Here is a 24,399-nt window from a genome sequence, read left to right as displayed (position 1 = left end):
TTGCCATTCTTGACGAGCTTGTTTGCACATACACCACAGACGGGGTGATTTCTGGGATTGGGCACTGAACATGGTTGCAGAGCATGTTCAATCCAGTCTTGCCCTACTGGCTACTGGGCAAGCAGGCTATCCTGTACACACATTTTGGCCTATAACCCCGTTTCGCATTCTGTGCCGGGATCGTCGGTGCAGTGGCGGGAGTCGCTTTCTCCTTCGGGGAGTTGACTCATCAGAGGTCGAGTCGTCGGCGGCTCGGGGACGGTCGTGGTGTGTCTGGCCGTGCGACCGGGCGTGCTAATCGCTGTGCGGCCGGGCCAGGGGCCGGACGCGCAGTCGGCGGAGTGGCTGAACGGGTGGCCGGACGCGCTGCCGGCACAGCCGAATGGGTGGCTGGTGGTGATCAGATCATCGTGGTGCTCGGCTATGGGAACCGAGGCGAACGAGCGAATGGGATCAACCGATTCCGAGTCCGTGCCGGGCTGCGGACCGTCGACCCGCGGGCGCGATCGGCCGTGCTCATCCTCTGCGGGGGAGCCGTCGCCGGACGGCGGCCCGAAGCGATGATCCTCGAACGCTTCGCTCGTGAGGAGCTGGGATTCACCGGCAGGATGCGCCTCGAGACGGAGAGCGCGACGACGTGGGAGAACATCCTCAACGCGATCCCGCTCATCGACGAGGAGCTGCGAGCCGAATCGACGATCAGCATCGTGTCGAACTCCCATCACGCCGAGAAGGCGCGCGACCATCTTTGGCAGCTGAGGCCCGACCTCGGTCGACGACTCGTGCGGGGAGGCGACTATCGGTTCGGTGAACTGCCTGTCGTCAAACCGATCGCCGCGGTCAGGGGATTGCTGGCCCTGCGAGAACTCGACCGGTCGAACTCGCTGTAGACGCCCGGGTGCGTGCGGCAACTGTCGCCGTCCGCAGACGCGGGGAAGCGTGTGTCTGCAGATGGAAGGAGGCGGCCCCGAACGGGACCGCCTCCTTCGGCTCGTCAGCGCTTCTCTGCAGTCGGGGCGTCTCGGCCCTCAGCGCTTCTGCGTCGTCATTTCGGACGGTTGAAGAGACTTGCCGGCCAGATCTTCGCTGAGATCCGATTGCCAGAAGTCGCTCGCTCGGACAGGTCTGTACCGACCTCATCGATGAGCGCGCGCACCTCGGAGTCGTCGAGCGACTCGGCAGCGGCCCCGTAGCGCTTCGCCTCGAGAGCGTCGACGAAAGCCGACAGCGCGGAATCGTCCCGGCCCCGATCATCCGGTTCGTTCGGTGCCGGGCGTTGCAGACGACGCAGCCGTTCATCCGAACGTTCAGCGGCCCCCACACGACCATCGGATTCCTCAGTGGTGCCGGAGGAACCTGCGGCCACCTCGGCGGCGGATCTGCGGAGGGGTTCACCGGTCTCGGGGTCGACCTCGACGGCGGCAGGACCGGCCCCGCCTGATGCGGCGCCACCTGCCGTGCTCGAACCGGCGCCACCTGCTGTGCCAGCCCTACCTGCTGTGCCAGCGCCACCTGTCGTACCGGTCGACCCGGAGGCGGCGGTCGGCAGCGTTCCCGCGAGGACGAGCTCGTTGAAACGCAGCGTCCGGCTCGGGTCCAGGCTCTGCCCGTAGTCGGTGGCCAGGGCCCGCACCTCCGTCCAGACCGCCTCAAGGTCGTGCGGATCCTTCGTCCGACGCGAACGCAGAATCGACCGCCAGATGGCGGGAATGGCCGCGAGCAGGAGCAGAGCGAGCACGATGACGCCCACCCACACGTAGGTGGTCAGGTTTGCCCCGGCCGGTTCGGCGGCCTGAGTGCTCGTCTCCTCATCGCCTGCCTCCTCGGACTCGTCGTTCCCGGCGGCGGAGGTCTCCTCTGTCGGCTCTTCGCTCGGGCTCGCCGACTCCGATTCGTCGCTGTCCTCGTTCTCAGCGGTACCGCTGGCCAGCGTCCACTTCGGAGGATCACCGGCTGGTCCACCGGGCGTGGGCTCGAAGCGGACCCAACCGGCGCCCTCGAAATAGAGCTCCGGCCAGGCATGCGAATCCTGCATGCTCACATCGAAACCGCCGTCGGCCTTCTCACCTCCGGCGAAGCCGACGCCGATGCGCGCCGGAATCCCCATCGTCCGCGCCATGATTGTCATGGCCGAGGAGAACTGGACGCAGTAGCCCTTCTTGTCTGCGAGGAAGTCCGAGATCGCGTCTCCGCTGGCCCGCTCCGGGGCGTCGATCGAATACTCGAAGTCGCCGCCGCGGAAGTACGCCTGCAGCAGAACTGCCGCTTCCCACTGGTTCTCCGCATCGGCGGTGACCCGCTCGGCGGTCTCCTGCACGCTGGCAGGCAGGGAATCGGGAACCTCGAGTTCGGTGTCGAAGTCCTTCTTGTCCACGGGCGTCGCGGACTGGAGGTCCTTGACGTCGGGATTCGGCGACAGGTAGTCCATCGAGTACTGCAGACCGCCGGTCTTCTCGCCATTGCCCACCACGGTCAGTGTCTTCTCATCGAAGATCCATCGACGGTCCACGCCTTCGGGCTGCTGCGGAGCATAGGGCGAAGGAAGATACTGCTGGTCGTACTCATCGCCGATGGCGACGTCGATCGTCTCTTCCTTGAAGTTCTTATCCCGCGGCATTCCCTCGGGCCAGGGCATCCCGTCGGTGGCGATCGCGAAGGGATCGAGGCTGAACGGGCTCGGCGCCCAGTTCTCTCCGTCGAAGTCATCGATCGAGGTCAGTCGGACCGGATCGGAGTCCTCCCCGGTGGTCTGATAGCTGAACAGAGTCGCATCGTCACGATCGCCGAGGTTCTGCCGCAGATTGAGGAACGGGTTCGTCACCGTCAGATCGCCCTGCCCCTTCGACGCTCGGTCGGGCAGACTCGGCACCGGCGGCAGCAGCAGAGGCAGACCGAGGCCGATCGCCAGAGCCAGGGCACCGGCGAGAACCGCGGTCATCCCGCCGCGCCAGCGTGTGGCCGGCAGATACGGGCTGAGCATGAGCAGCAGGAAGGCTGCGAGGATCGCCACGATATGCCACCACCGCACCTCCTGTGAGGCGAAGTACACGGGGATCATCCACAGCACGAGCAGCAGCACACCGCCGACCTTCGGAGCCCGGAGGTCGGCGACGAGGCCGTCGATGAGGATCGTGATGAGGGTGAAGGCGATCGTGAGCATCGCGGTGAATCCCGGGGTGCTCGCGGCCGGGGGAGCGGTCGCGTAGAGATCGCTGACACCGGCCGAGAGCTGGTCGATGACCTTCCCGAACGAGCTGCCCGTGGGGATGAAGCCGAGCAGCAGAGTGCCCTTCGCGCAGACGACGAAGACGGCGACGAGCCCGGCCGCACACTGGGCGATGACCGCGGTGCCGCTCGAACGCAGCACCGGGACGCTGCGGAACACGGCGCCGACGAGGACGACGAGACCGACCGACACGAGGACGGGCGCCAGCCAGGCGAAATCCTTGAACACCGCGGACACGGCCACAGCGGTCAGCGTCATCGCAGCGAATACGATGATCGCCTCGAGCCAGCCGGTCGGCGGACGCGAATCGTTCGTCGTCACGGCATCGGAAGCAGACTGAGACGGTGGTTCGGCCGCGGAATCGCCATGCGAACGCGTGGGAGGAGCATCGAGGCTCATCGGCGCACCCCCTCTGTTCCGGAGCTCGTCCCGGACGTGCCGGGAGCCGCGCCCGCTGGGTCGGAGCCAGCGCCCTGCGCGCCGGAGTTCGTGCCCGGCCTACCGGTGGTACCTGGGCGTCCGCCCGTTCCCTTGCCCTGCCCTCTGGCGGTCGGGCGCTTCGACTCGAACGTCGTCCATGACTCCGGCAGGTCCTCGCTGAGGCCCATCATCGTCATGTCGCCGATCTCGCTGAGCGTGCGCAGAGTCACGGGCACGCGACGCGAGAAGTGCGAGGCGAGCTCCTGACCGCGCTCATCACCGACGGAACAGATGACGATGTGGTTCGGGTTGTCATGTGCGGGAAGCTCGACTCTGCCCGGGCGAACAAGGGCGGAGAGAAGACGCAGCTTGTCGATGTCGCGCGCTCCTTTGAATCTGATCTGGTAGCTGGGGGCGACGACATTGACTTCGTAGTCGGCTCGCAGGAAAGCGGTTCCGGCAGCCGTTGTCGCCGCCAGCAGGAATTCGATCTCGAGGTCACTGGGTTCCGCGGCGTCGGCATCGGCGGCGAGGTCGACGAGGATGAGCGCGTACAGCGTCTCCTCATCGGCCTCGTGGCGGACCATGAGTTCACCGGACTTCGCGGTCGAGGGCCAGTGGACGTGCCGCAGATCGTCACCGGGCACATACTCACGCGTGTGGAAGTCGCGGGTGGTGTGTCCGGAGCGGATCTTGCCGTCGTCGAGGCGGGCGGGCCGGATCGACGAATCCTTCGGAATGCGTGCGCCCAGGTGCGGAACGGACACGGCGACGGGGAAGGCCCCATGGACCTTCCGCTTCATCTTGACCAGGCCGAAGGGGCCGAAGACGGTCAGGAGCACCGACTCGATGCCGGAGACCCCACGCCGGTGCGGTGTGAACGAGGTGAGCACGGTCTGCGAAGCCCGCTGGCTCAAGGCCGGCACCTCACCGGAGGTGGAGTCGCCGAAACCCTCGGCGGCGACGAAGTCGATGGTCGCCGAGGGGATCGCGAGCTGACCGATATTGGTCACCTGCGCCTCGATCTCGACCTCCTTGCCTTCGGCCGCCAGCGGATAGCGGTCCCGGCCGCCCGGCAGGGAGACCTCATGCACGTTGGTGCTCATCGCGATCGACACGCGTCGGGTGCCCCACAGGACGAGCAGCGCCGAGAGCACGACGAGCCCGAGCAGGAGCAGCCCGGCCGGAAGCAGTCCGGGCAGGGCGAAGCGGTAGGCCGTGATGATGAGGGCCGCCCCGGCAAGGACGAAGATGATTCCCGAGGTGCTCAGTCGCATGCCGTCACTGGTTCGCCGAGACGGGCACGCGGGCCAGTACGCGGCCGATGAGGTCCGCGGCCAGATCCGAGTCGTCGCCATCGCGGGGGATGATGCGGTGGGCGAGGATGTACGGTGCCAGAGCCTGCACATCATCGGGGGTGGCGAAGGTGCGCCCCGACAGTGCCGCCCGGGCCTTGGCAGCACGCAGCAGATGAACGCCGCCGCGCGGCGAGCTGCCGAGCAGAATCGCCTGATCATCGCGGGTGGCCTGGAGGATCGCCACGATGTACTCGCGCAGCTGACGACTCGCCGAGACGTGCCGGACGATGGTGCGTGCCTGCGTGATCTGCTCGAGGTTCGTCACCGCCGTCGCGGACTCCAGCGGATCGTTCTGGATCTGATTGTCCAGCAGGTCGACCTCATCGGCCGTGGCGGGGTAGCCGAGCGAGATCCGGGTGAGGAACCGGTCGCGCTGCGCCTCGGGCAGGGCGTAGGTGCCCTCCATGTCGATCGGGTTCTGGGTGGCGACGACGATGAACGGCGTCGGCATCTGGTAGGTCTGCCCGTCGATCGTCGCCTGTCCTTCGGCCATGCACTCGAGCATCGCCGACTGGGTCTTGGGCGAAGCGCGGTTGATCTCATCGGCGATGACGATGTTCGCGAACACCGGGCCCTGCCGGAACTCGAAGTGGCGGGTCTCCTGGTTGAACAGGTTGACGCCGACGACGTCGGTGGGCAGCAGGTCCGGAGTGAACTGGATGCGGCGCACGGAGCCGTCGACGACCTTGCCCATGGCACGGGCGAGGAGGGTCTTGCCGACCCCCGGAACGTCTTCGAGGAGGACATGGCCGCCGGCGAGCAGCGCGATGAGCGAGAGCCCGACCGCTTCGTCCTTGCCTTCGAGCACCGCGTTCATCGCAGTGCGCGCCCGCGAGGTCAGGTGCTGCACCCATTCGATGTGTTCGGCACCGATCACGGAATTGGTCTGTGTACCTTCTTGGCTGATCGACATACCCTCCATTGTTCCTCATGCCCGCGGCCCCAGCCACACGAGCTTCTTTCAGGCTCCCCAGAACCCTCCCCAGCGCACTCGCCAGCGACCTCCCCACCGCACTCCCCGGCATCCTCCCCACTGCGCTCCCCATTGGCCTCCCCACTGCGCTCCCCACTTCGTTCCCCACTGCTCTCCCCACTTTCCTCCACGCGGACCCTCCACTTTCCTCCCCACTGTGCTCCACCTCGGCGGGAGGATCCGGTGAGATCCGCGAGAACTCGCGGATCTCGGCCACTCGACCGGCCTCCTCCGAAGCGGTCAACCGGCACCAGGGGACCACGGTTTCATGGCTTTCGACCACGCCGGCGACGCACCGACGGAAAATTTTCCCCACTTTCCTCCACCTATCTGACCTGGGAAAACATAAGAGTTTCAACGTTGGTCGGACTGGAGGCTGGAATACGTGGAGGGAAGTGGAGTACTGTGGTTGCTATCGGAGCCAATGGGTTTCCGAAAGGGGTGAGACGACATGTTCTTGGGCACTCATATGCAGAAGCTCGACGACAAAGGTCGCCTCATCCTGCCCGCAAAGTTCCGCGAGGAGCTGTCGCCCGGACTCGTCCTCACTCGTGGCCAGGAGAACTGCCTCACCCTGTTCCCCACCACGGAGTTCGAAGCCGAGCACGAGCGAATCCAGAACGCGCCGAAGACGAATAAGGAAGCCCGCGATTACCAGCGTGTGTTCCTGTCGGCGGCTTTTGCGGACCAACCGGACAAACAGGGGCGCATCACGGTCCCGAACATATTGCGGCAGTACGCATCACTTGATCGGGAGGTCGCAGTGATCGGCATGGGCAACCGAGTCGAGATCTGGGACGCACCGACCTGGGAGGACTACCTCGTCGGCGCTCAGCAGGCCTTCGCCGAACGCGAAGAGGAGGTGATCCCCGGAGTGATCTGATTCTGCTCGGGCTTGATCCTTGCCCGCCGTGCTCGAGTTTCGGGGAACTTCCCCGTTTCCGAAGCTCGGACGTCCTGACACACTTCCCCGGTGGCAGGGCCGCGGCGGGCAAGGTTCTGGCTCCAGCAGCACGCACCCCCGAACCACCCACTGACGAAGGACCAACGCATGACAGCTCAGCACGTACCGGTGCTCCTCGAACGCGTGGTCGAACTCATCGGCGTCGGTGTCGAGGCCGCTCGCGAAGCCGGAATCACCCCCGTCGTCGTCGACGGCACACTGGGCATGGGCGGCCACTCCGAAGCCGTCCTCCAGGCTTTTCCCGATGTCCACCTCGTCGGCATCGACCGCGACCTGCAGGCCATCGACATCGCCACCACACGCCTGGCCCCCTTCGCCGATCGCACCGACATCGTCCACGCCGTCGACGATGAGCTGCCCGAAGTCCTCGACGACCTCGGCATCGCCGCGATCAGCGCGATCCTGCTCGACCTCGGAGTGTCCTCCCTGCAGCTCGACGAAGACGATCGCGGATTCTCGTACTCCCGGCCCGCGCCCCTGGACATGCGCATGGATCGCACGCAGGAGCTCACCGCCGCCGAGGTGCTCGCCACCTACTCCGAAGCCGAGCTGCGACGGATCCTGCGCGAATACGGCGAAGAGAAGCTGGCGGGCAGGATCGCGAAGATCATCGTCACCGACCGTGAACACACACCGTGGGAGACCTCGGACCAGCTCGCCGCGATGCTCGGCCGGGTGATCCCGCAGACGAAGAAGAAGTCCCACCCCGCCAAACGCACCTTCCAGGCCCTGCGCATCGAGGTCAACGACGAACTCGGGGTGCTGCGCACTGCGCTGCCAGCGGCACTGGAAGCCCTGCACATCGGGGGAGTGGCCGTCATCGAGTCCTACCAGTCGCTCGAAGACACCATCGTGAAGAAGACGCTGCGCAAGGCCACGACCTCCTCGGCGCCGCCGGACCTGCCGGTGGTCCCCGAAGACCTCCGACCCTGGCTGACCGAGATCATTCGGGGCGCAGAGAAGGCGGACGAAGCAGAAGCAGAGACCAACCCGCGGGCGGCCAGCGTCCGACTGCGGGCAGTGCAGAAGATCAGGGAGGCACGATCGTGAGCAACTCCACGGCAAGAGCCCGCCAGCACAACTTCCCCGAACGTCACCGCCGCCTCGAAGAAGCAGGCAGCGCGGCGAAGCTGCGTCTGCTGAAGTTCGAGCTGCCGAAATCGCGTCTGCCCTTCTCGCTGCTGTGCGTGGGGATCCTCGTGGCCACACTCGTGGCCGTGCTGCTGCTCAACATCTTCGTGTCCCACACCTCCTACAAGGTCGACCAGCTGACCTCGGAGAAGGAAGCGCTGGCCGAGCAGAAGGACCGCCTCGTCGAGGACAACTCCTACCGCGAGTCCCCGCAGAACATCGCCCTCGCCGCCGAAGAGCTCGGCCTCGTCCGCGACTCCTCCCCGGAATTCCTCGACGCGAAGACCGGGAAGATCATCGATGCCCCGGGAATCGACGTCAGCGGTGAGAAAGAGCCCACAGTCGTGCCCGGGCCGCGCGCCGATACACGCGAAGACCTCCGACCCAATCTACGATCGGATGAGAAGCTCCCGGTCGTCGGGGGCAGCCCGAGCAACGACATCGCGGCTCCGAGCCAGGAGTCACCGAAGTAGTCCGAGCTCACCGGGACCAGGGAACGGCCTGACCGAACCATTCGCCGACCATGCCAAGGACCGAGGACAAGTGCAATGGGCCCAGCCACGAGCCGACTGAAGAAGAAGCGCAAGAACGCAGGACCCAATCTGCGCCTGCGCATGGGCTTCATCGCCGCGCTGTCGATCCTCGCTCTGCTCATCACCTCCGTGCGGCTCGTGTCCATTCAGGGAATGGACTCGATGAAGCTTGCGGAGAAGGCCCTGTCCAACCGCCTCGTCACCCAGACCCTGCCGGCCGATCGGGGACAGATCCTCGCCTCCGACGGCACGGTGCTCGCCGACAGCGTCTCCCGCTACCAGCTCGTCGTCGACCAGCAGAACGTCGCCCAATACAAGGTCGACGGAAAACTCGTCGGCGCGTGGGGTGCCGCCGAGGCGCTGGCGAAGCCCCTGAACACCGACCCCGGACTCATCTACCCGAAACTCGTCGGTGACAAACGCTGGAACCCCGTGGCCAAAGGACTGACCTCGGAGACCTGGCGGGACGTGCAGAAACTCGAGGTCCTCGGCATCTCCGCCGAGGAGTACGCCGTGCGCTCCTATCCCGCCGGCGGGGTGGCCGGCAATCTCGTCGGATTCTTAAGCTCCGACGGCACCGCGCAGGCCGGCCTCGAGATGGCCTACGACGATCAGCTGTCCGGCAGAGACGGCCAGCAGCAGTACGAACGCGGTGCGCGCGGAGAGATCATCCCGCTCGGGGACAACAACATCAAGGACGCCGTCGACGGCGAAGGGCTGCAGACGACGATCGATCCGGACCTGCAGTACTACGCACAGCAGGCCATCGAAGAGCAGCGGAAGAAGCACAAGGCCGAATCCGCGTCCATCGTCATCAAAGAGGTCAAGACCGGACGGGTCCTCACCGCCGCCGATGCGCCCACCGTCGACCCGAACTCTCCGGGCAAGGTCGACGGCGAGGACCGCGGTTCCCGGATCTTCACCGACGTCTTCGAACCCGGTTCGACGGCGAAGATGGTCACGGCCGCCGCCCTGCTCGACCAAGGACTGGTCACCCCCGAACAGGAATTCACGGTTCCAGACAAATGGAAGGCACCGAACAACGAAGAGTTCCGCGACTCCCACGAACACCCCGACGAGAAGCTCACGTTCGCCGGAATCCTTGCACAGTCCTCGAACACCGGCACCATCCTCGCCGGCGAGAAGCTCACCGAGGAGCAGCGCTACGAATACATGAAGAGGTTCGGCTTCGGCTCGACCACGGGGATCGGCTTCCCCGCCGAGACGGGAGGCATCCTCCACCCGTACAAGGACTGGGACGGCCGCACGAAGTACACCGTGATGTTCGGTCAGGGCATGGCCGCGAACGCGCTGCAGACCACCGACGTCATCTCGACCATCGCCAACGGCGGTGTCCACGTGCCCTCCCGCCTCGTCGAGGGCATGATCTCCCCGCAGGGCCGGGCCCTGTCGACCCCGCCCGGGAAGACGCAGCGAGTCGTGAGCGAGAAGGCCGCGGATGAGACCCTGCGCATCCTCGAAGGCGTCGTCGCCGAAGGCACCGGCCAGTCCGCGCAGGTCTCGGGCTACCGGGTGGCCGGTAAGACCGGCACCGCGCAGGCGCCGGCGGCCGAAGGCGGCGGCTACGACGGATACACCGCGTCCTTCGTCGGTGTGCTCCCGGCAGAAGACCCCGAACTCGCGATCTCCGTGACATTGCAGCGGCCGCGAAAGGGCTACTACGGTGGTCAGGCCGCTGCCCCAGTCTTCTCCGATGTCGCAGGCTTCGCGATGCGGCACCTGAAGATCCCGCCGTCGACCGAGAAACCCGAGCTGCCTGCCCGAGAATGGAAATGATGCGTTTTTCACAGCTGCTGCCGATCGCCCCCGGCACCCTCCACGGCGATCCCGAGAAGGAAGTCACGGGAGTCTCCCATGACTCGCGTGCGGTCGCACCCGGCCAGCTCTACGCCGCGCTGCCGGGAGCCAATGTCCACGGAGCGAAATTCGCCCCCGAGCTCATCCGCTCAGGCGTCGACGCGATCCTCACCGACTCGCACGGCTGGACGCAGGTCACCGAGGCACTCGATGGGTCCGAGTCCGACCGGGCACTCCTCGACGGGGTCACCGCCCTCATCGTCGAAGCCCCCCGCGCGGTGCTCGGATTCGTCTCCGCCGCCGTCTACGGGACCACCTCGGTGCCCGAACTCATCGGCGTCACGGGAACGAACGGGAAGACGACGACGACCTACCTCGTCGACGGAATGCTCGCAGCCCTCGGCCACCGCACGGCCGTCATCGGCACCGTCGCCATCCTCATCGCCGGTGACACCGTCCCGAGCGTGCGCACGACCCCGGAAGCCCCGGAGCTGCACGCCCTGTTCGCGAAGATGCGCACCGCTGAGGTCGACACCTGCTCGATGGAGGTCTCGTCCCACGCCCTGCGCCAGCACCGCGTGGACGGTGCCCACTTCTCCGTGGCCGGATTCACGAACCTCTCCCAGGACCACCTCGATTTCCACAACACGATGGAGGAGTACTTCGAGGCCAAAGCGCAGCTGTTCACCCGCACCTTCTCCGACCGCGCGGTCATCGTCGTCGAAGACGAATGGGGCGAGCGGATGGTCGACGCCGCACAGGTGCCCGTGCGCACCCTCGGCCGCGACGAGCGCAGCCAGTGGCGCATCGACCACACCCCGGGGGAATCCGAGTTCGTCCTCCACCTCGGCGACGACGAGTCCGCAGGACCGAACCGCGCCGACGGCCAGAGCGCCCACACTCTCCGGTCGATCCGGCTGCGGTCGCCGCTGCCGGGCGATTTCAACGTCACGAACACCGCACTGGCCGCGGCCATGCTCATCGAATCCGGGGTCGCAGCCGAAGACATCGATGCGATCGGACGCAGCTTCGTGACCTCGGTGCCGGGCCGGATGGAGATCATCGACGTGTCCGGGCCCAGGGCGCTCGAGGAATCCCACCCCGAACTGCTCCCACGCGCCATCGTCGACTACTCGCACACCCCCGACGCGATCGCCAAGGCCCTGGCAACCCTGCACGCGGACTCCGAGGAACTCGTCATCGTCTTCGGCGCCGGCGGCGACCGAGACCGCGGCAAACGCTTCGGCATGGGCCAGGCGGCGGCACGAGAAGCCGATGTGATCGTTCTCACCGACGACAATCCCCGCACCGAGGATCCCGCCGCGATCCGCGCCGCCATCAGGGAAGGCGTCGATGCCGCCGTCAGCGCCGGCCAGGCGCGTGTGAAAAAGATCATCGAAGTCCCCGATCGGGGCCGGGCCATCGACGAGGCGATCGCCTCCGCAGACCCGTCCACGACCGTGCTCATTGCGGGCAAGGGGCATGAGACGGGCCAGACCGTGGGCACCACGGTGACTGAATTCGACGACCGGGCGCGGACACGCTCGGCGCTGTCCATGCGACTGGGCGGCGAACAACCAGGTAAAGTTCACAGATGATATGAAGCGACTGACTGCAGCCGAGATCGCAACCGCCTTGAACGGCGAGTTGTACGGCATCGACCCCGAGACCCCATTGACCGCCGGTGTGGTGACCGACTCGCGAGAAGTCGGACCCGGCGATATCTACGTCGCCCGCCGAGGCGCGAGCTTCGACGGCATCGAATTCGCCGCAGCCGCCGTCGAGGCGGGCGCGGCCCTGATCATCGGCGAATCCGTCCCCACCGTCGATGAACAGCCCCTGCCCACCGTCGTCGTGGCCGATGCCACCGAGGCGCTGGGCCTGTTGGCCAAGCACAGCATCGAAGGACTGCGTGCCGACGGTGAGCTCACCGTCATCGCGATCACCGGCTCCGTGGGCAAGACCACGGTCAAGGACCTCGCCGCGGACCTGCTCGCAGGTGCTGCCGAGACGGTGTGGCCGCCGAACTCGTACAACAACGAGGTGGGGGTGCCGCTGACCGCGCTGCGGGCAAGCGAGTCCACCCGCTTCCTCGTCCTCGAGATGGGCGCCCGGTCGATCGGCAACCTCGCCTACCTGACCAGCCTCATCCGACCGGACATCGCCGTCGAACTCGCCGTGGGCACCGCTCACTCCGGAGTCTTCGGATCGATCGAGAACACCGCCCGTGCCAAGGCCGAGCTCGTCGAGTCGCTGCCGGCAGGATCGACCGCGGTGCTCAACGCCGACGACTCCCGGGTGGCGGGAATGCGCGAAGTCCTTACCCCGGAAGTGACCACCCTGTGGTTCTCCCAGCGTGAGTCCCTGCCCGAATGGGTCGGCGCCGAAGATGCGATCGTGCGCGGCACCGCAGTGACCACCGACTCCTCCGGGCACCCGACGTTCACGCTCACCCTGCCGGGTGAGGAACCGTCTGAGGTGCGACTGGCCCTCATCGGCGAACACCACGTCGGCAATGCCCTGGCGGCCGCGGCCATCGCCCACGCCTGCGGAGTCGGCACGAAGTCGATCGTGACCACACTGTCGACCTCCTCGGCGGCCAGCCGCTGGCGGATGGAGCTCATCGACTCGCCCTCGGGCGTGACCGTGCTCAACGACGCCTACAACGCGAACCCCGAATCCATGCGAGCCTCCTTGAAGACCCTGGCCTCGATGGGCCGCGGCGATGAGGAGAACCGGCCCCGCCGCACCTTCGCCGTTCTCGGTGAGATGCTCGAACTCGGCGAGGAGTCCGTGTCCGCGCATTCAGACATCGGCGAGCTCGTCGTGCGCCTGAACATCACCCGCACCATCGTCGTCGGTGAAGGCGCGAAGCCGATCTTCAACGCCGCGAACCTCGAAGGCTCCTGGGGCAACGAGGCGATCTGGGTGGCCACCGCCGCGGAGGCGCGGGATCTGCTGAGCTCCGAACTCGCCCCGGGCGACATCGTCCTGTTCAAATCCTCCCGAGACGCGGGTCTGCGCTACCTCGGGGACGAAATCGCCGGAGTATCGGGGGCCCAATGATTGCCGTACTGCTCGCAGCCTGCCTGGCTCTCATCCTCACCCTCGTCGGCACTCCGCTGTTCATCCGGGTGCTCGTCAAACAGGGCTACGGCCAGTTCGTCCGTGACGACGGACCGACCTCGCACGCGACGAAACGCGGCACCCCGACCATGGGCGGCGTCGTCATCATCGGCGCCGCGGTCCTGGCGTACCTGCTCGGACACCTGTTCACCGGTTCGGTGCCGACCGCCTCGGGGCTGCTGGTGCTCTGGCTGGCCGCGGGACTCGGCGTCGTCGGATTCCTCGACGACTTCATCAAGATCAAGAAGCAGCGGTCACTGGGTCTGCGCCCGGTGCCCAAGCTCATCGGTCAGGCCTTCGTCGGCATCTCCTTCGCCGTCCTGGCCCTGCAGTTCCCGAACTCGTTCGGAGAGACCCCCGCGTCGACGAAGATCTCCTTCATTCGGGACACGAACCTCGACCTCGCCTTCGGTTCGGCCGTGCTGGGCCTCATCCTCTTCATCATCTGGGCGAACCTCATCGTCACCGCGGTCTCGAACGCCGTCAACCTCACCGACGGGCTCGACGGCCTGGCCACCGGCGCCTCGGTGGTGGTGTTCGCCGCCTATGTCGTCATCGGCACATGGCAGTCGACCCAGAACTGCAACCTCATGTCCGAGGCCACGAACGCCTGCTACTACATGCGCGACCCCCGCGACCTCGCGATGGTCGCCGGAGCCATGGCCGCCGCCTGCTTCGGTTTCCTGTGGTTCAACACCTCACCGGCGAAGATCTTCATGGGAGACACCGGTTCGCTCGCCATCGGCGGCGCCTTCGCCGGACTCGCGATCATGTCGCGCACCGAGCTGCTGCTCATCGTCCTCGGCGGACTCTTCGTCATCATCACCCTCTCGGTGATCATCCAGGTCGCCTCCTTCAAGACCACCGGCAAACGCGTGTTCCGGATGGCACCGCTGCAGCACCACTTCGAACTCAAGGGGTGGGCAGAAGTGACGATCGTGGTGAGATTCTGGATCATCGCCGCGCTCTTCGTCATCGCCGGAATCTGCCTCTTCTACGCCGACTGGGTGGCTCGCGTTGGCTGATGAGCAGAACCCGACCGCAGACGACCGGTCCGCTGCACAGGCCTCCGACACCGTGGCTGTCGGGCAGGTCCCGGCCGCGCTGACCGGACCGAACTCGTCGCTGGCCGGCCTGCGGATCCTCGTCACCGGGCTCGGGGTCACGGGATTCCCCGCGGCGGTCCACCTCGGCGAACGCGGTGCCGATGTCATCGTCATCGACGGTGATGATCAGGCCGACGTCAGTGAGAAGGCGCAGATCCTCGAGGTCTTCGACGTCGACATCCGCCGCGGACCCGAGCACGTGGAGGCCCTGCCCGAGGGTCAGATCGACCTCGTCGTCACCTCTCCCGGCTGGCGACCGGACCAGCCGGTGCTCGCCGCGGCGGCTGCGGCCGGCATCCCCGTCATCGGCGAAGTCGAGCTCGCGTGGCGCATCCGTGGGACCAATGACGCGAAATGGCTGGCCATCACCGGCACCAACGGCAAGACGACGACCACGACGATGCTCGAGTCGATGCTCCTCGCCGCCGGACTCAAGGCCAAGGCCTGCGGAAACATCGGCACTCCGCTGCTCGAAGCCGTGCTCGAACCGGGACTCGAAGTCCTCGCGATCGAACTCTCGAGCTTCCAGCTCCACTGGCAGGAGTCGATGAGCGCTGACGCCGCGGCCGTGCTCAACATCGCCCCGGACCACCTCGACTGGCACGGCAGCGCCGAGGCCTATGCCGCCGACAAGGCGAAGATCTTCCATAATGCGAAGCTCGCGTGCGTGTACAACTGCGCCGACGAGGCGACCCTGCACATGGTCGAAGAGGCCGACGTCATCGAAGGTGCCAAGGCCATCGGCTTCACCACCGGTGTGCCGCGGCCCGGTGAGCTCGGCGTCGTCGAGGAGCTGCTCGTCGACCGCGCATTCATCCCGCAGCGCTATTCCTCGGCCGCGGAGATCGCCTCCCTCGCCGACGTGGCGGTCGCCACCGGTGTCGACGGCAGCGACCCCGCACCGCATCAGGTCTCCAACGCTCTTGCCGCCGCCTGCCTGGCACGGGCCATCGACGTGCCGGGACAGGCGATCTCGGCCGGCCTGCGCAGTCATTCGCTCGGCGCCCACCGAATGGTCACCGTCGCCGACGCCGACGGAGTCCGCTGGGTCGATGATTCGAAGGCGACGAACACCCACGCAGCGAACGCCTCCTTGGCCGCTTTCGACTCCATCGTGTGGATCGCCGGAGGACTGCCCAAGGGGGCGGACTTCACCGAGCTCTTCACCGCTCACCAGGAGCGGATCAAGGCGCTCGTGCTCATCGGAGCCGATGACTCCGCCTACCGCGAAGCCATCGCCGCCACCGTCCCCGACCTCGAAGTCGTCCGCATCGAACCGGCACTGGCCGTCGACTCGGGCGTGCCCAAGCGTCGCGGAGAAGCGGTCGCGGCAGCCGCCGTCGATGCCGCGGCGGCTCTGGCCGAAGAAGGCGACACCGTGCTGCTGGCTCCAGCCGCCGCGAGCATGGACCAGTTCCTCAACTACAACACTCGCGGCGAACTGTTCACCGAAGCCGTCCAGAACCGACTGGGACGCTGAGATGGGCCGGCAGACCACCGCGAAGGCGGATGAACGCCGTCGCCGGAAGCTCGCGAAGACGACCACGTCGGCATCTGCGCCAGCGAGGTCGACCACGTCGGCATCTGCGCCAGCGAGGTCGACCACGTCGGCATCTGCGCCAGCGGCGACGAAGACTGCCGCACCTCGAACCGCCCCCGCGAAGACCTCGGGGCGGAAGACCGCCGGGCGGACAACCACGGGACGGAAGACCACCGCGCCCAAGTCGGCCGCGAAATCGACGAAGCGGGCCGCCTCGGCGAGAACCTCGGCTCAGCCCTCGGCCAAGGCAACCGGTGCGAAGAAGTCCGCCGCCTCCGCTGAGAGCAGACAGACAGGCGCTGGGAAGAAGCCATCGGCGAAGAATCCCTCGGTGGTCAAAAGGGTCTGGACGGCCCTGCGTGAGGACTATTCGCGTTTCTCCGCCTACCCGCTGACGACCTACTACATCATCCTCGTGTCCGTGCTCGCCCTCACCGGCCTCGGACTCGTCATGGTGCTCTCGGCTTCGTCGATCACCTCCTATGCCGGGGGAGCGGGCTCCTCCTTCGCCTATTTCAACAAGCAGGCACTGTTCGCCGGCGTCGGCCTCGCCCTCATGGTCGTCGCCAGCTTCATGCCCCTGAGCGTATGGCGCAGGCTCGCCTGGCCGGCGATGCTCGTCGGCCTCGCCATGCAGGCGGCGGTCTACGTGCCCGGCCTCGGCAAGTCCGCGAAGGGCAATGCGAACTGGATCGGCCTCGGCGGATTCCAGATCCAACCCTCAGAATTCCTCAAGGTCGCCTTGGCCCTGTGGCTCGGTTTCACGCTCGCCCAGAAGTTCGGCAGGCTCACCACCTTCGGCCACGCCATGGTCCCCGTCGTACCCGGTGTGCTCGCCGCCGTCGGCCTCGTCGTCGGCGGCAACGACCTCGGGACCGGCCTCGTCTTCATCGCTATGGCTGTGGTGTGCCTGTTCATCGGCGGTTTCCCGATCAAGTACTTCCTTCTGCTCGGCAGCATCCTCGCCGCCGCAGTCGTCTTCTTCGTCCTCACGTCGGAGAACCGCCTCAACCGCATCAAGGCGATGCTCACCGGCCACGCCGACCAGACCGCCGCCGACACGATGGGCCAAGCGTGGCAGTCCAACCACGGCCTGTTCTCCCTGGCCTCCGGAGGCTGGTTCGGCGTCGGACTGGGCGCCAGCCGCGAGAAGTGGTCCTGGCTGCCCGAAGCCCACAACGACTTCATCTTCGCCATCATCGGCGAGGAGCTCGGCCTCGTCGGCTCGCTCGTCGTCGTCTTCGTCTTCGCCGTCCTCGGCTACGGGATGGTCCGGGTGATCCTGCGCTCGGACAACCTCATGGTCCAGGTCGCCACTGCCGGCTTCTTCGCCCTCATCATCGGACAGGCCGCGATCAACATCGGTGTCGTCACCGGACTGCTGCCCGTCATCGGCCTGCCCCTGCCCTTCGTGTCCTACGGAGGTTCGTCGATCATCGCCTCCCTCCTGGCCATCGGCGTGCTCCTGTCGTTCGCCCGCACGGAACCCGGAGCCGAAGAAGCCATCATCGTCCACAGAGATCGCATGCGATCATCGTTCGCCGTGCTCGCCCGCAAGAGAAGGAAATGAGATGACGAGTATCCTCCTGGCCGGTGGAGGCACCACCGGCCATATCTCGCCGATGCTGGCGATCGGCCGGGAACTGCGTGAGAAGCACCCGGACTGGGACATCATCGCCCTGGGCACCCCCGACGGACTCGAAGCCGAGCTCGTGCCCCGCGCCGGCTTCGAACTGCTCACCATCGACAAGGTGCCCATGCCCCGGTCGATCAGTCCGTCCCTGTTGGGGTTCCCCGGGCGCTTCGCCGGAAACATCTCCGCGGTCAGGAAGATCATCACCTCCCGGAACGTCTCCGCCGTCGTCGGTGTCGGCGGCTACGTCTGCCCGCCGGCATTCCTCGCCGCGAAGCAGGCGAAGATTCCGCTCATCGTCCACGAAGCCAATGCGAAACCCGGAATGGCCAACCGCCTCGGCGCGCGACTGACGACCGCCGGGCGGGTGGGCATCACCTTCCCGGACACGCAGCTGCGCAACTCGACGCTCGTGGGCATGCCGATGCCCGCGGAGATCACCGCGCTCGACCGCAGCAATGCCGACCAGCGGGCCGCTCACCGCGCCGACCTGGGGCTGCGTGACGACGCTCCCGTGCTCGTCGTCACCGGCGGGTCCTCGGGCGCACAGAAGATCAACGCAGCCTTCCTCGCCTCCGCCGATGCCTGCCAGGAGGCAGGCGTCCAGGTCCTCCACATCACCGGAGCCGGAAAAGGTGAGGAGCTGCGGGCCGCCACCGCTCAGCTGCCCGACTACCATGTCGTCGACTATGTCGACGGCATGCACCGGGCCTACTCCGTGGCCGATCTCCTCGTCGCCCGATCCGGAGCCGCCACCGTCTCCGAGACGACCGTCGTCGGCGTGCCCGCCCTCTACGTGCCGTTGGCCATCGGCAACGGCGAACAGCGACTGAACGCGGCCGGCAGCGTCGAGGCCGGAGCTTCGCTCATGGTCGACAACGCCGAATTCTCCGCTGCGACGGTCACCGAGACCATCCTGCCGCTGCTCGGCGACCGGCCGAGGCTGGAGGAGATGAGCCGCGCCGCTTCTGCACTGAACTATCCCACCGACGCCGCAGCCCGAATGGCCGGCATCGTCACCCGCGCGTTGGAAGGCTGAACATGTCCCAAGCGAATATCGTCCCCGTCACCGAACTCGGTGCCGTCCACTTCATCGGCATCGGCGGATCGGGAATGTCCGGAATCGCCCGGATCATGGTCATGAACGGAGTCGACGTCTCGGGATCGGACGCGAAGGAATCCAACGTCGTCGACGTTCTGCGAACCCTCGGCGCCACCGTGACGATCGGACATTCGGCGGACAACCTCGGCGACGCCGATACCCTCGTCATCTCCTCCGCCATCCGCAAGGACAACCCCGAACTCGTCGAGGCGCAGCGCCGGGGACTGCGCATCCTCCACCGTTCCGGTGCCCTCGCTTCGCTCATGGTCGACAAACGCGCCGTGGCCGTGGCCGGCACCCACGGAAAGACCACGACGACCTCGATGGCGACCGTGGCCCTGCAGGCCTGCGGCATCGACCCCTCGTTCGTCATTGGGGGAGTGCTGTCGACGACGGGCACGAACGCGCACCTGGGCACCGGTGATGTCTTCGTCGCCGAGGCGGACGAATCCGACGGATCCTTCCTCCTCTACGAACCGACCATCGGCATCCTCACGAACGTCGAAGCCGACCACCTCGACCACTACGGGACATCGGAGAAGGTCCGCGAGGCGTTCATCGAATTCTGCAACGGCATCCAGTCCCGCGGCGGCACCATCATCGCCTGCGCCGACGATGCCGGATCCCACGACGTGGCCACGGCGGCCCGAGCCCAAGGCGCCGAGGTCGTGTTCTACGGCACGGGAGACGACGCCGACGTCCTGCTGAACAACCTCGACTCCGGGATCGGCTCACGCTTCGACCTCGACCTGCCCGGACGCGAGACACCTCTGAGCGTCGAACTGCGGCAGCCGGGACTGCACAACGCGCTCAACGCCACTGCCGCGATCGCCGTGGCGCACTGCCTCGGCGCGGATGTCGACCGTGCGGCGACGGGCCTGGCCGAATACGGAGGCACACGCCGCCGCTTCGAAGAGCGCGGGATCGCCGCCGGAGTGCGCGTCATCGACGACTACGCCCATCACCCGACAGAGCTGCGGGCCGTTCTCAACGCCGCCCGCGGAGTCGTCACCGACGGCGGACGCGTCTGGGCGATCTTCCAACCCCACCTGTATTCGAGGACCATGGAGTTCCGGGAGGAGTTCGGTCGAGCTCTGGGCCTGGCCGACGAAGTCGTCGTGCTCGACGTCTTCCCCGCCCGCGAAGACCCGGTTCCCGGTGTCACCGGCGCCCTCATCGCCGATCGGGTCCCGCACGATCACGTCACCTTCGAAGAGTCCTTCGCCGCGGCGGTTCCCTTCGTCGCCGAGCGCGTGCGTCCCGGCGACCTCGTGCTCACTCTCGGCGCCGGGGATGTGACGATCCTCGGGCCCGAGCTGCTGAGCGCACTGGAGAGCTGAGACCGATGGTGCCGCTTCCCCCAGCCCGCGCCGGTGAGAACTCCACCGCGGACCTCACCGGGGTCATCCGGGCCCGCCGCCGGCAGCTGTGGCGCAGACGCCTCATCGCCATCGGCCTCGTCCTCGGTGTGCTCGCCGTCGCCGCCATCGCATGGTTCTCACCGCTGCTGGCCCTGCAGAAGGTGAACGTGAAAGGCAGCGAACTCGTCGACCACGCCTCGGTGAGCTCCTTCGTCCTCGATGGGGAAGGCGGCACCCCACTGCCTCAGGTGCGTCCCGGGACGGTGGAGAAGTCCGTGCTCAAGAAGTTCCCGAAGGCCCAAGAGGCCGCGGTCCGCTACGCCGGGCCCCGGTCGCTGCAGATCACGATCACCGACCGGACTCCCGTGCTTGCGATCGAAGGCTCCTCGGGCTATCGCCTCTACGACGCCGCGGCCGTCGACCTCGGCGTCGTGGACAAAGCGCCGAAGAAGCTCACGGTGCTCGGAGACTCCGGAGCCGAACCCGACAAGTCGACGGTCTCCGCAGTCATCCGCTTCCTCGGCCACCTGCGGCCCGAGCTGCGCGGCCAGCTGACGACCATCGAGGCGAAGGACGCGAACAGTCTCCAAGCCGAACTCGACACCGGCGACGACCATGCCACGGTCGTCCTCGGCGATTCCTCCAACGCCAGCCTCAAGGTGCGCACAGCCGCACAGCTGGCCGCCGAGGGCCGCACCGAGATCGACGTCTCCGTGCCTTCGGTGCCCGTGACGAACTGAGGCAGTTCTCGCGTGGGAGACGCCCACGTCTGCGCCGCGGCACGAATCGCCGACGATTGCCGCTGTTTGGCTCCGACACACCGGGTGGGAAGTTTGGCCGAAGCCCGACACTCCGGGGAGAATGGTTGCAGTGATGTTGCCCCGCCCAATAGCCTCAGGGCAGAGAACACAGACCGAATGCGCACGCAGACCCTGCGTGACTGAAGCGCTTGAGACGAGGAACCGACTTGGCTGAATTCCCACAATCCGGAGCGGATATCAAGGTTGCCGGAACCGGCGGCGGCGGTGTCAACGCTGTGCAGAGGATGATCGACGTCGGCCTGCGCGGCGTGGAGTTCATCGCAATCAACACCGATGCCCAGGCTCTCGTCCTCTCCGACGCGGATGTGAAGCTGGAGATCGGCCGTGACCAGACCCGCGGCCTCGGCGCCGGAGCCGATCCGGAGATCGGACGCAAGGCCGCCGACTCGTCCGAAGAGGCCATCCGCGATGCCCTCGAGGGCGCCGACATGGTCTTCGTCACCGCCGGCGAAGGCGGCGGCACGGGAACCGGTGCGGCCCCCGTCGTCGCTCGAGTGGCCCGTTCGCTCGGCGCCCTGACCATCGGCGTCGTCACCCGCCCGTTCACCTTCGAGGGGCGCCGTCGTTCCGCGCAGGCCGAAGCCGGCATCGCCGCTCTGCGCGAAGAGGTCGACACCCTCATCGTCATTCCCAACGACCGACTGCTGTCGATCTCCGATCGCAGCGTCTCCGTCGTCGAAGCCTTCCGCTCGGCCGATGAAGTCCTGCGCTCCGGTGTCCAGGGCATCACCGACCTCATCTCGGTCCCGGGCCTGATCAACCTCGACTTCGCCGACGTGAAGTCCGTCATGCAGGATGCCGGCACCGCGCTCATGGGCATCGGTGCGGCCACCGGAGACGACCGCGCCGTGCAGGCCGCCGAATCCGCCATCGCCTCCCCGCTGCTGGAAGCCAGCATCGACGGAGCCCACGGCGTGCTCTTCTGCATCACCGGCGGCGGCGACCTCGGTCTCTTCGAAGTCAACGAGGCAGCGCGACTGGTCCAGGAAGCGGCCCACCCCGAAGCGAACATCATCTTCGGCGCCGTGATCGACGACAACATCGGCGACGAATGCCGCGTGACCGTCATCGCCGCCGGCTTCGACAACACCTCCCCGAACGCCGAAACCGCGGGTGCCGAAGCGGTCCCGGCCTCCATCCCGGCCGCCGCCCCGGCGGAGACCGAGAACGAATCACCCGTGATCTCCGAGCCGGAGGCCGAGGAAGCCGAAGCCACGGAGACTCAGCCGGCTCGCCGCAGCGAGGACCACCAGATTCCGGCGACGCTGCCCAACGAACGCAGCAGCTCGAACGTCGACAACGACCTCGATATCCCGGACTTCCTCAAGTAACATGCTGCGCTCGAGGTTCGTCATCCCCGGCAGGCGCACCGCCCACGTCGCCTTCACCGACCGGCACGGCGGGTACTCGAGCGGGGACTTCGCCTCGTTCAACCTCGCCCGCCATGTCGGCGATGATGACGAACTCGTCGCAGCCAACCGCGCCGCTCTGGCCCAGGTTCTGGGTCTGAGCGGCGAACGTCTGTCCTTCGTCTCCCAGGTCCATGGCACCACGGTGCACAGCATCGCCGCCGAGACCGAACTGCGGCAGGCTCCCGTCGAAGCCGATGCGCAGATGACGAACCTCGGCGGCATCGGACTGGCGATCATGGTCGCCGACTGCACCCCGATCATGCTCGCCGATGCCGAGACCGGGATCATCGCGGGTATCCACGCCGGCCGGCAGGGAATGGCCGCAGGAGTCGTGCCCGGCACGATCGCGCGCATGCGGGACGCGGGAGCCGGTCAGATCCACGCCGTCATCGGGCCCTCGGTGTGCCCTCGCTGCTACGAGGTCTCAGCCGAACTGCGCACCGAAGTCGCCGAGATCGAGCCCACGGCCGCCTCGGTGTCGGTGACGGGAACCCCTGCTCTCGATGTCGCCGGAGCGGTCGCCGAACAGCTGCGCCGGGAAGGCGTGACCATCGACCATTTCTCCCGCACCTGCACCAAGGAATCCGAAGATCTGTTCTCCTATCGCAGGCACCAGCGGACGGGCCGGTTCGCCGGGATCATCTGGCTGCAGGAAGAAAACCCCACGACACACCCGTAGGACTCACCCTTCCGTATGCCCACGTGCGATAGTTTGGGCCACAGGTGAGCAAGTGCCGAAGTCCGAGGAGCTTAAGACATGTCAGCAATCAAGAAGACGCTGGAATACCTGGGTTTCGTCGAAGAAGAGGACGAGACCACCGAGCGCCATGAGTCCGAGCGTCGCGAACCCGCATACCGGGACCGCGAAGTCATCGAAACCTTCGACGACGTCGACCGGCACGAAGAACCCGAAACGGCAGAGGATCGCAGCCCCGCTCCGGTGACGCCGATCCACCCGTCACCGATTCGTCCCGTAGACACCCCGGCTCCAGGAACCTCAATGAATCGCATCAGGACCATCCACCCGCGCAGCTACAACGATGCCATGGTCATCGGATCGGCCTTCCGCGAAGGCACCCCGGTGATCATGAACCTCTCGGAGATGGACGAGAACAACTCCAAGCGGCTCGTCGACTTCTCCGCCGGCCTCATCTTCGGTCTGCACGGTTCGATCGAACGGGTGACGAACAAGGTCTTCCTGCTCACCCCGGAGAACATCGAGGTCGCAGGCGAGAACGAAGCCGATTCGGACACTCAGGCCAGCTTCTTCAACCAGAGCTGAGCGGTTCGGGAACTTCTCTCAACTCCTCTTCAGCTCGAGCCGTTAGGCTGGGGCTCCGACACTCAAGCACCAACGAAAGGCGCGAGGGACCCCCGTGGCCATGATCTTCTACATCCTCGGCACTGCGCTGAGCCTCTATGTCTACGTGCTCCTGGCCCGAGTCGTGCTCGACCTGGTCCAGGTGTTCTCCCGTGACTGGAAGCCGGCCGGTTTCTTCCTCGTCCTCGCGGAGATCGTCTACACACTCACCGACCCGCCGCTGAAGCTGCTGCGCAAGGTCATCCCACCACTGCGGCTGGGGCAGATCTCGCTCGATCTCGGCTTCATCGTTCTGCTCATCGGCATCCAGATCATCGCCTCGGTGTTCTTCAACCTCTCGCACACCACGGCCTGATCCCCGGCGCGGAGGGTCCCACGCTCACAGGAGAGCGGAGACCGGTGTTTGCGGCGAATAGCCCGAAATGCTGATTGTGCCTCGTGAAATGCCTCAACGAAGTGCAATGCGACTATCGGGATTCGATTGTCCCAATAGTCGATAAATGGTGAATATACTCACCGAAATTGGCCGAGCGTGTGGAGACCTTGTTAGCCTC

20 protein-coding genes are annotated in these 24,399 nt (G+C 66.5%); 17 read left to right on the top strand and 3 right to left on the bottom strand.

The genetic code is table 11. The features are described from left to right. Positions 1-341: 341 nt before the first annotated feature. The gene (locus EB836_RS13700; protein ID WP_240689979.1) at positions 342-890 is read left to right on the top strand and encodes a YdcF family protein; all 549 of its coding nucleotides are present in this window, start codon (positions 342-344) and stop codon (positions 888-890) included. Between the two features lie 155 nt (positions 891-1,045). Here EB836_RS13700 and EB836_RS13695 read toward each other — a convergent pair whose 3' ends face one another. Genes EB836_RS13695 through EB836_RS13685 form a run of 3 tightly spaced genes read right to left on the bottom strand, consistent with a single transcriptional unit; the run spans position 1,046 to position 5,917 of the window. Continuing rightward, positions 1,046-3,625 carry a DUF3488 and transglutaminase-like domain-containing protein gene (locus EB836_RS13695; RefSeq protein ID WP_135541334.1) on the bottom strand — a complete coding sequence of 860 codons (2,580 nt, stop codon included), beginning with the start codon at positions 3,623-3,625 and terminating at the stop codon, positions 1,046-1,048. Then, positions 3,622-4,923 (bottom strand): DUF58 domain-containing protein, encoded by a 1,302-nt coding sequence (locus tag EB836_RS13690; RefSeq protein ID WP_135541332.1) that lies wholly within the window; start codon positions 4,921-4,923, stop codon positions 3,622-3,624. Before EB836_RS13690 ends, EB836_RS13695 begins: the two co-directional genes overlap by 4 nt. A 4-nt stretch (positions 4,924-4,927) precedes the next feature. After that, complete coding sequence (locus tag EB836_RS13685; protein ID WP_135541330.1) at positions 4,928-5,917, bottom strand: AAA family ATPase; 990 nt, start codon at positions 5,915-5,917, stop codon at positions 4,928-4,930. A 511-nt stretch (positions 5,918-6,428) separates the two neighbouring features. Here EB836_RS13685 and mraZ point away from each other — a divergent pair. From mraZ to EB836_RS13605, 16 genes are all read left to right on the top strand, one after another. After that, positions 6,429-6,860 carry a division/cell wall cluster transcriptional repressor MraZ gene (gene mraZ, locus EB836_RS13680; protein ID WP_135541328.1) on the top strand — a complete coding sequence of 144 codons (432 nt, stop codon included), beginning with the start codon at positions 6,429-6,431 and terminating at the stop codon, positions 6,858-6,860. A gap of 168 nt (positions 6,861-7,028) precedes the next feature. After that, positions 7,029-7,991 carry a 16S rRNA (cytosine(1402)-N(4))-methyltransferase RsmH gene (gene rsmH, locus EB836_RS13675; protein ID WP_135541326.1) on the top strand — a complete coding sequence of 321 codons (963 nt, stop codon included), beginning with the start codon at positions 7,029-7,031 and terminating at the stop codon, positions 7,989-7,991. Beyond that, positions 7,988-8,545 (top strand): hypothetical protein, encoded by a 558-nt coding sequence (locus tag EB836_RS13670; protein WP_135541324.1) that lies wholly within the window; start codon positions 7,988-7,990, stop codon positions 8,543-8,545. Before rsmH ends, EB836_RS13670 begins: the two co-directional genes overlap by 4 nt. A 75-nt stretch (positions 8,546-8,620) precedes the next feature. Further along, positions 8,621-10,402 carry a penicillin-binding protein 2 gene (locus EB836_RS13665; protein WP_135541322.1) on the top strand — a complete coding sequence of 594 codons (1,782 nt, stop codon included), beginning with the start codon at positions 8,621-8,623 and terminating at the stop codon, positions 10,400-10,402. Continuing rightward, entirely contained in the window at positions 10,402-12,021 is a 1,620-nt protein-coding gene (locus EB836_RS13660; protein ID WP_135541353.1) for a UDP-N-acetylmuramoyl-L-alanyl-D-glutamate--2,6-diaminopimelate ligase, read from the top strand. The genes EB836_RS13665 and EB836_RS13660 overlap by 1 nt, the downstream gene beginning before the upstream one ends. Position 12,022: 1 nt before the next feature. Beyond that, positions 12,023-13,489: a UDP-N-acetylmuramoyl-tripeptide--D-alanyl-D-alanine ligase gene (gene murF, locus EB836_RS13655; RefSeq protein ID WP_135541320.1), complete on the top strand. Its 1,467-nt coding sequence runs from the start codon at positions 12,023-12,025 to the stop codon at positions 13,487-13,489. Continuing rightward, on the top strand, positions 13,486-14,574 hold the full coding sequence (gene mraY, locus EB836_RS13650; protein WP_135541318.1) for a phospho-N-acetylmuramoyl-pentapeptide-transferase: 1,089 nt from the start codon (positions 13,486-13,488) through the stop codon (positions 14,572-14,574). The genes murF and mraY overlap by 4 nt, the downstream gene beginning before the upstream one ends. Positions 14,575-14,626: 52 nt before the next feature. Further along, positions 14,627-16,135, top strand: coding sequence for a UDP-N-acetylmuramoyl-L-alanine--D-glutamate ligase (gene murD, locus EB836_RS13645; RefSeq protein ID WP_205683372.1), 1,509 nt, complete (start codon positions 14,627-14,629; stop codon positions 16,133-16,135). Position 16,136: 1 nt separating this feature from the next. Continuing rightward, positions 16,137-17,765, top strand: a complete 1,629-nt coding sequence (gene ftsW, locus EB836_RS13640; protein ID WP_135541316.1) for a putative lipid II flippase FtsW — start codon at positions 16,137-16,139, stop codon at positions 17,763-17,765. Between the two features lies 1 nt (position 17,766). Further along, on the top strand, positions 17,767-18,867 hold the full coding sequence (locus EB836_RS13635) for a UDP-N-acetylglucosamine--N-acetylmuramyl-(pentapeptide) pyrophosphoryl-undecaprenol N-acetylglucosamine transferase (protein WP_135541315.1): 1,101 nt from the start codon (positions 17,767-17,769) through the stop codon (positions 18,865-18,867). A 2-nt stretch (positions 18,868-18,869) separates the two neighbouring features. Then, positions 18,870-20,270, top strand: a complete 1,401-nt coding sequence (gene murC / locus EB836_RS13630) for a UDP-N-acetylmuramate--L-alanine ligase (RefSeq protein ID WP_135541313.1) — start codon at positions 18,870-18,872, stop codon at positions 20,268-20,270. A 5-nt stretch (positions 20,271-20,275) separates the two neighbouring features. Continuing rightward, a complete protein-coding gene (locus EB836_RS13625; protein WP_135541311.1) occupies positions 20,276-21,031 on the top strand; it encodes an FtsQ-type POTRA domain-containing protein in 756 nt (251 codons plus the stop codon). A gap of 227 nt (positions 21,032-21,258) precedes the next feature. Continuing rightward, positions 21,259-22,443: a cell division protein FtsZ gene (ftsZ, locus tag EB836_RS13620; protein ID WP_135541309.1), complete on the top strand. Its 1,185-nt coding sequence runs from the start codon at positions 21,259-21,261 to the stop codon at positions 22,441-22,443. Position 22,444: 1 nt separating this feature from the next. After that, positions 22,445-23,203, top strand: coding sequence for a peptidoglycan editing factor PgeF (pgeF, locus tag EB836_RS13615; protein WP_135541299.1), 759 nt, complete (start codon positions 22,445-22,447; stop codon positions 23,201-23,203). A gap of 78 nt (positions 23,204-23,281) precedes the next feature. Further along, a complete protein-coding gene (gene sepF, locus EB836_RS13610) occupies positions 23,282-23,806 on the top strand; it encodes a cell division protein SepF (protein WP_135541298.1) in 525 nt (174 codons plus the stop codon). Between the two features lie 94 nt (positions 23,807-23,900). Continuing rightward, entirely contained in the window at positions 23,901-24,200 is a 300-nt protein-coding gene (locus tag EB836_RS13605) for a YggT family protein (RefSeq protein WP_135541297.1), read from the top strand. Positions 24,201-24,399: the final 199 nt, after the last annotated feature.

The organism is Brevibacterium sp. S111, from assembly GCF_004745075.1.
GTDB lineage: Bacteria > Actinomycetota > Actinomycetes > Actinomycetales > Brevibacteriaceae > Brevibacterium.
Note: the sequence above shows the minus strand (reverse complement) of the source record. Positions and strands in the feature narration are given on the sequence as shown.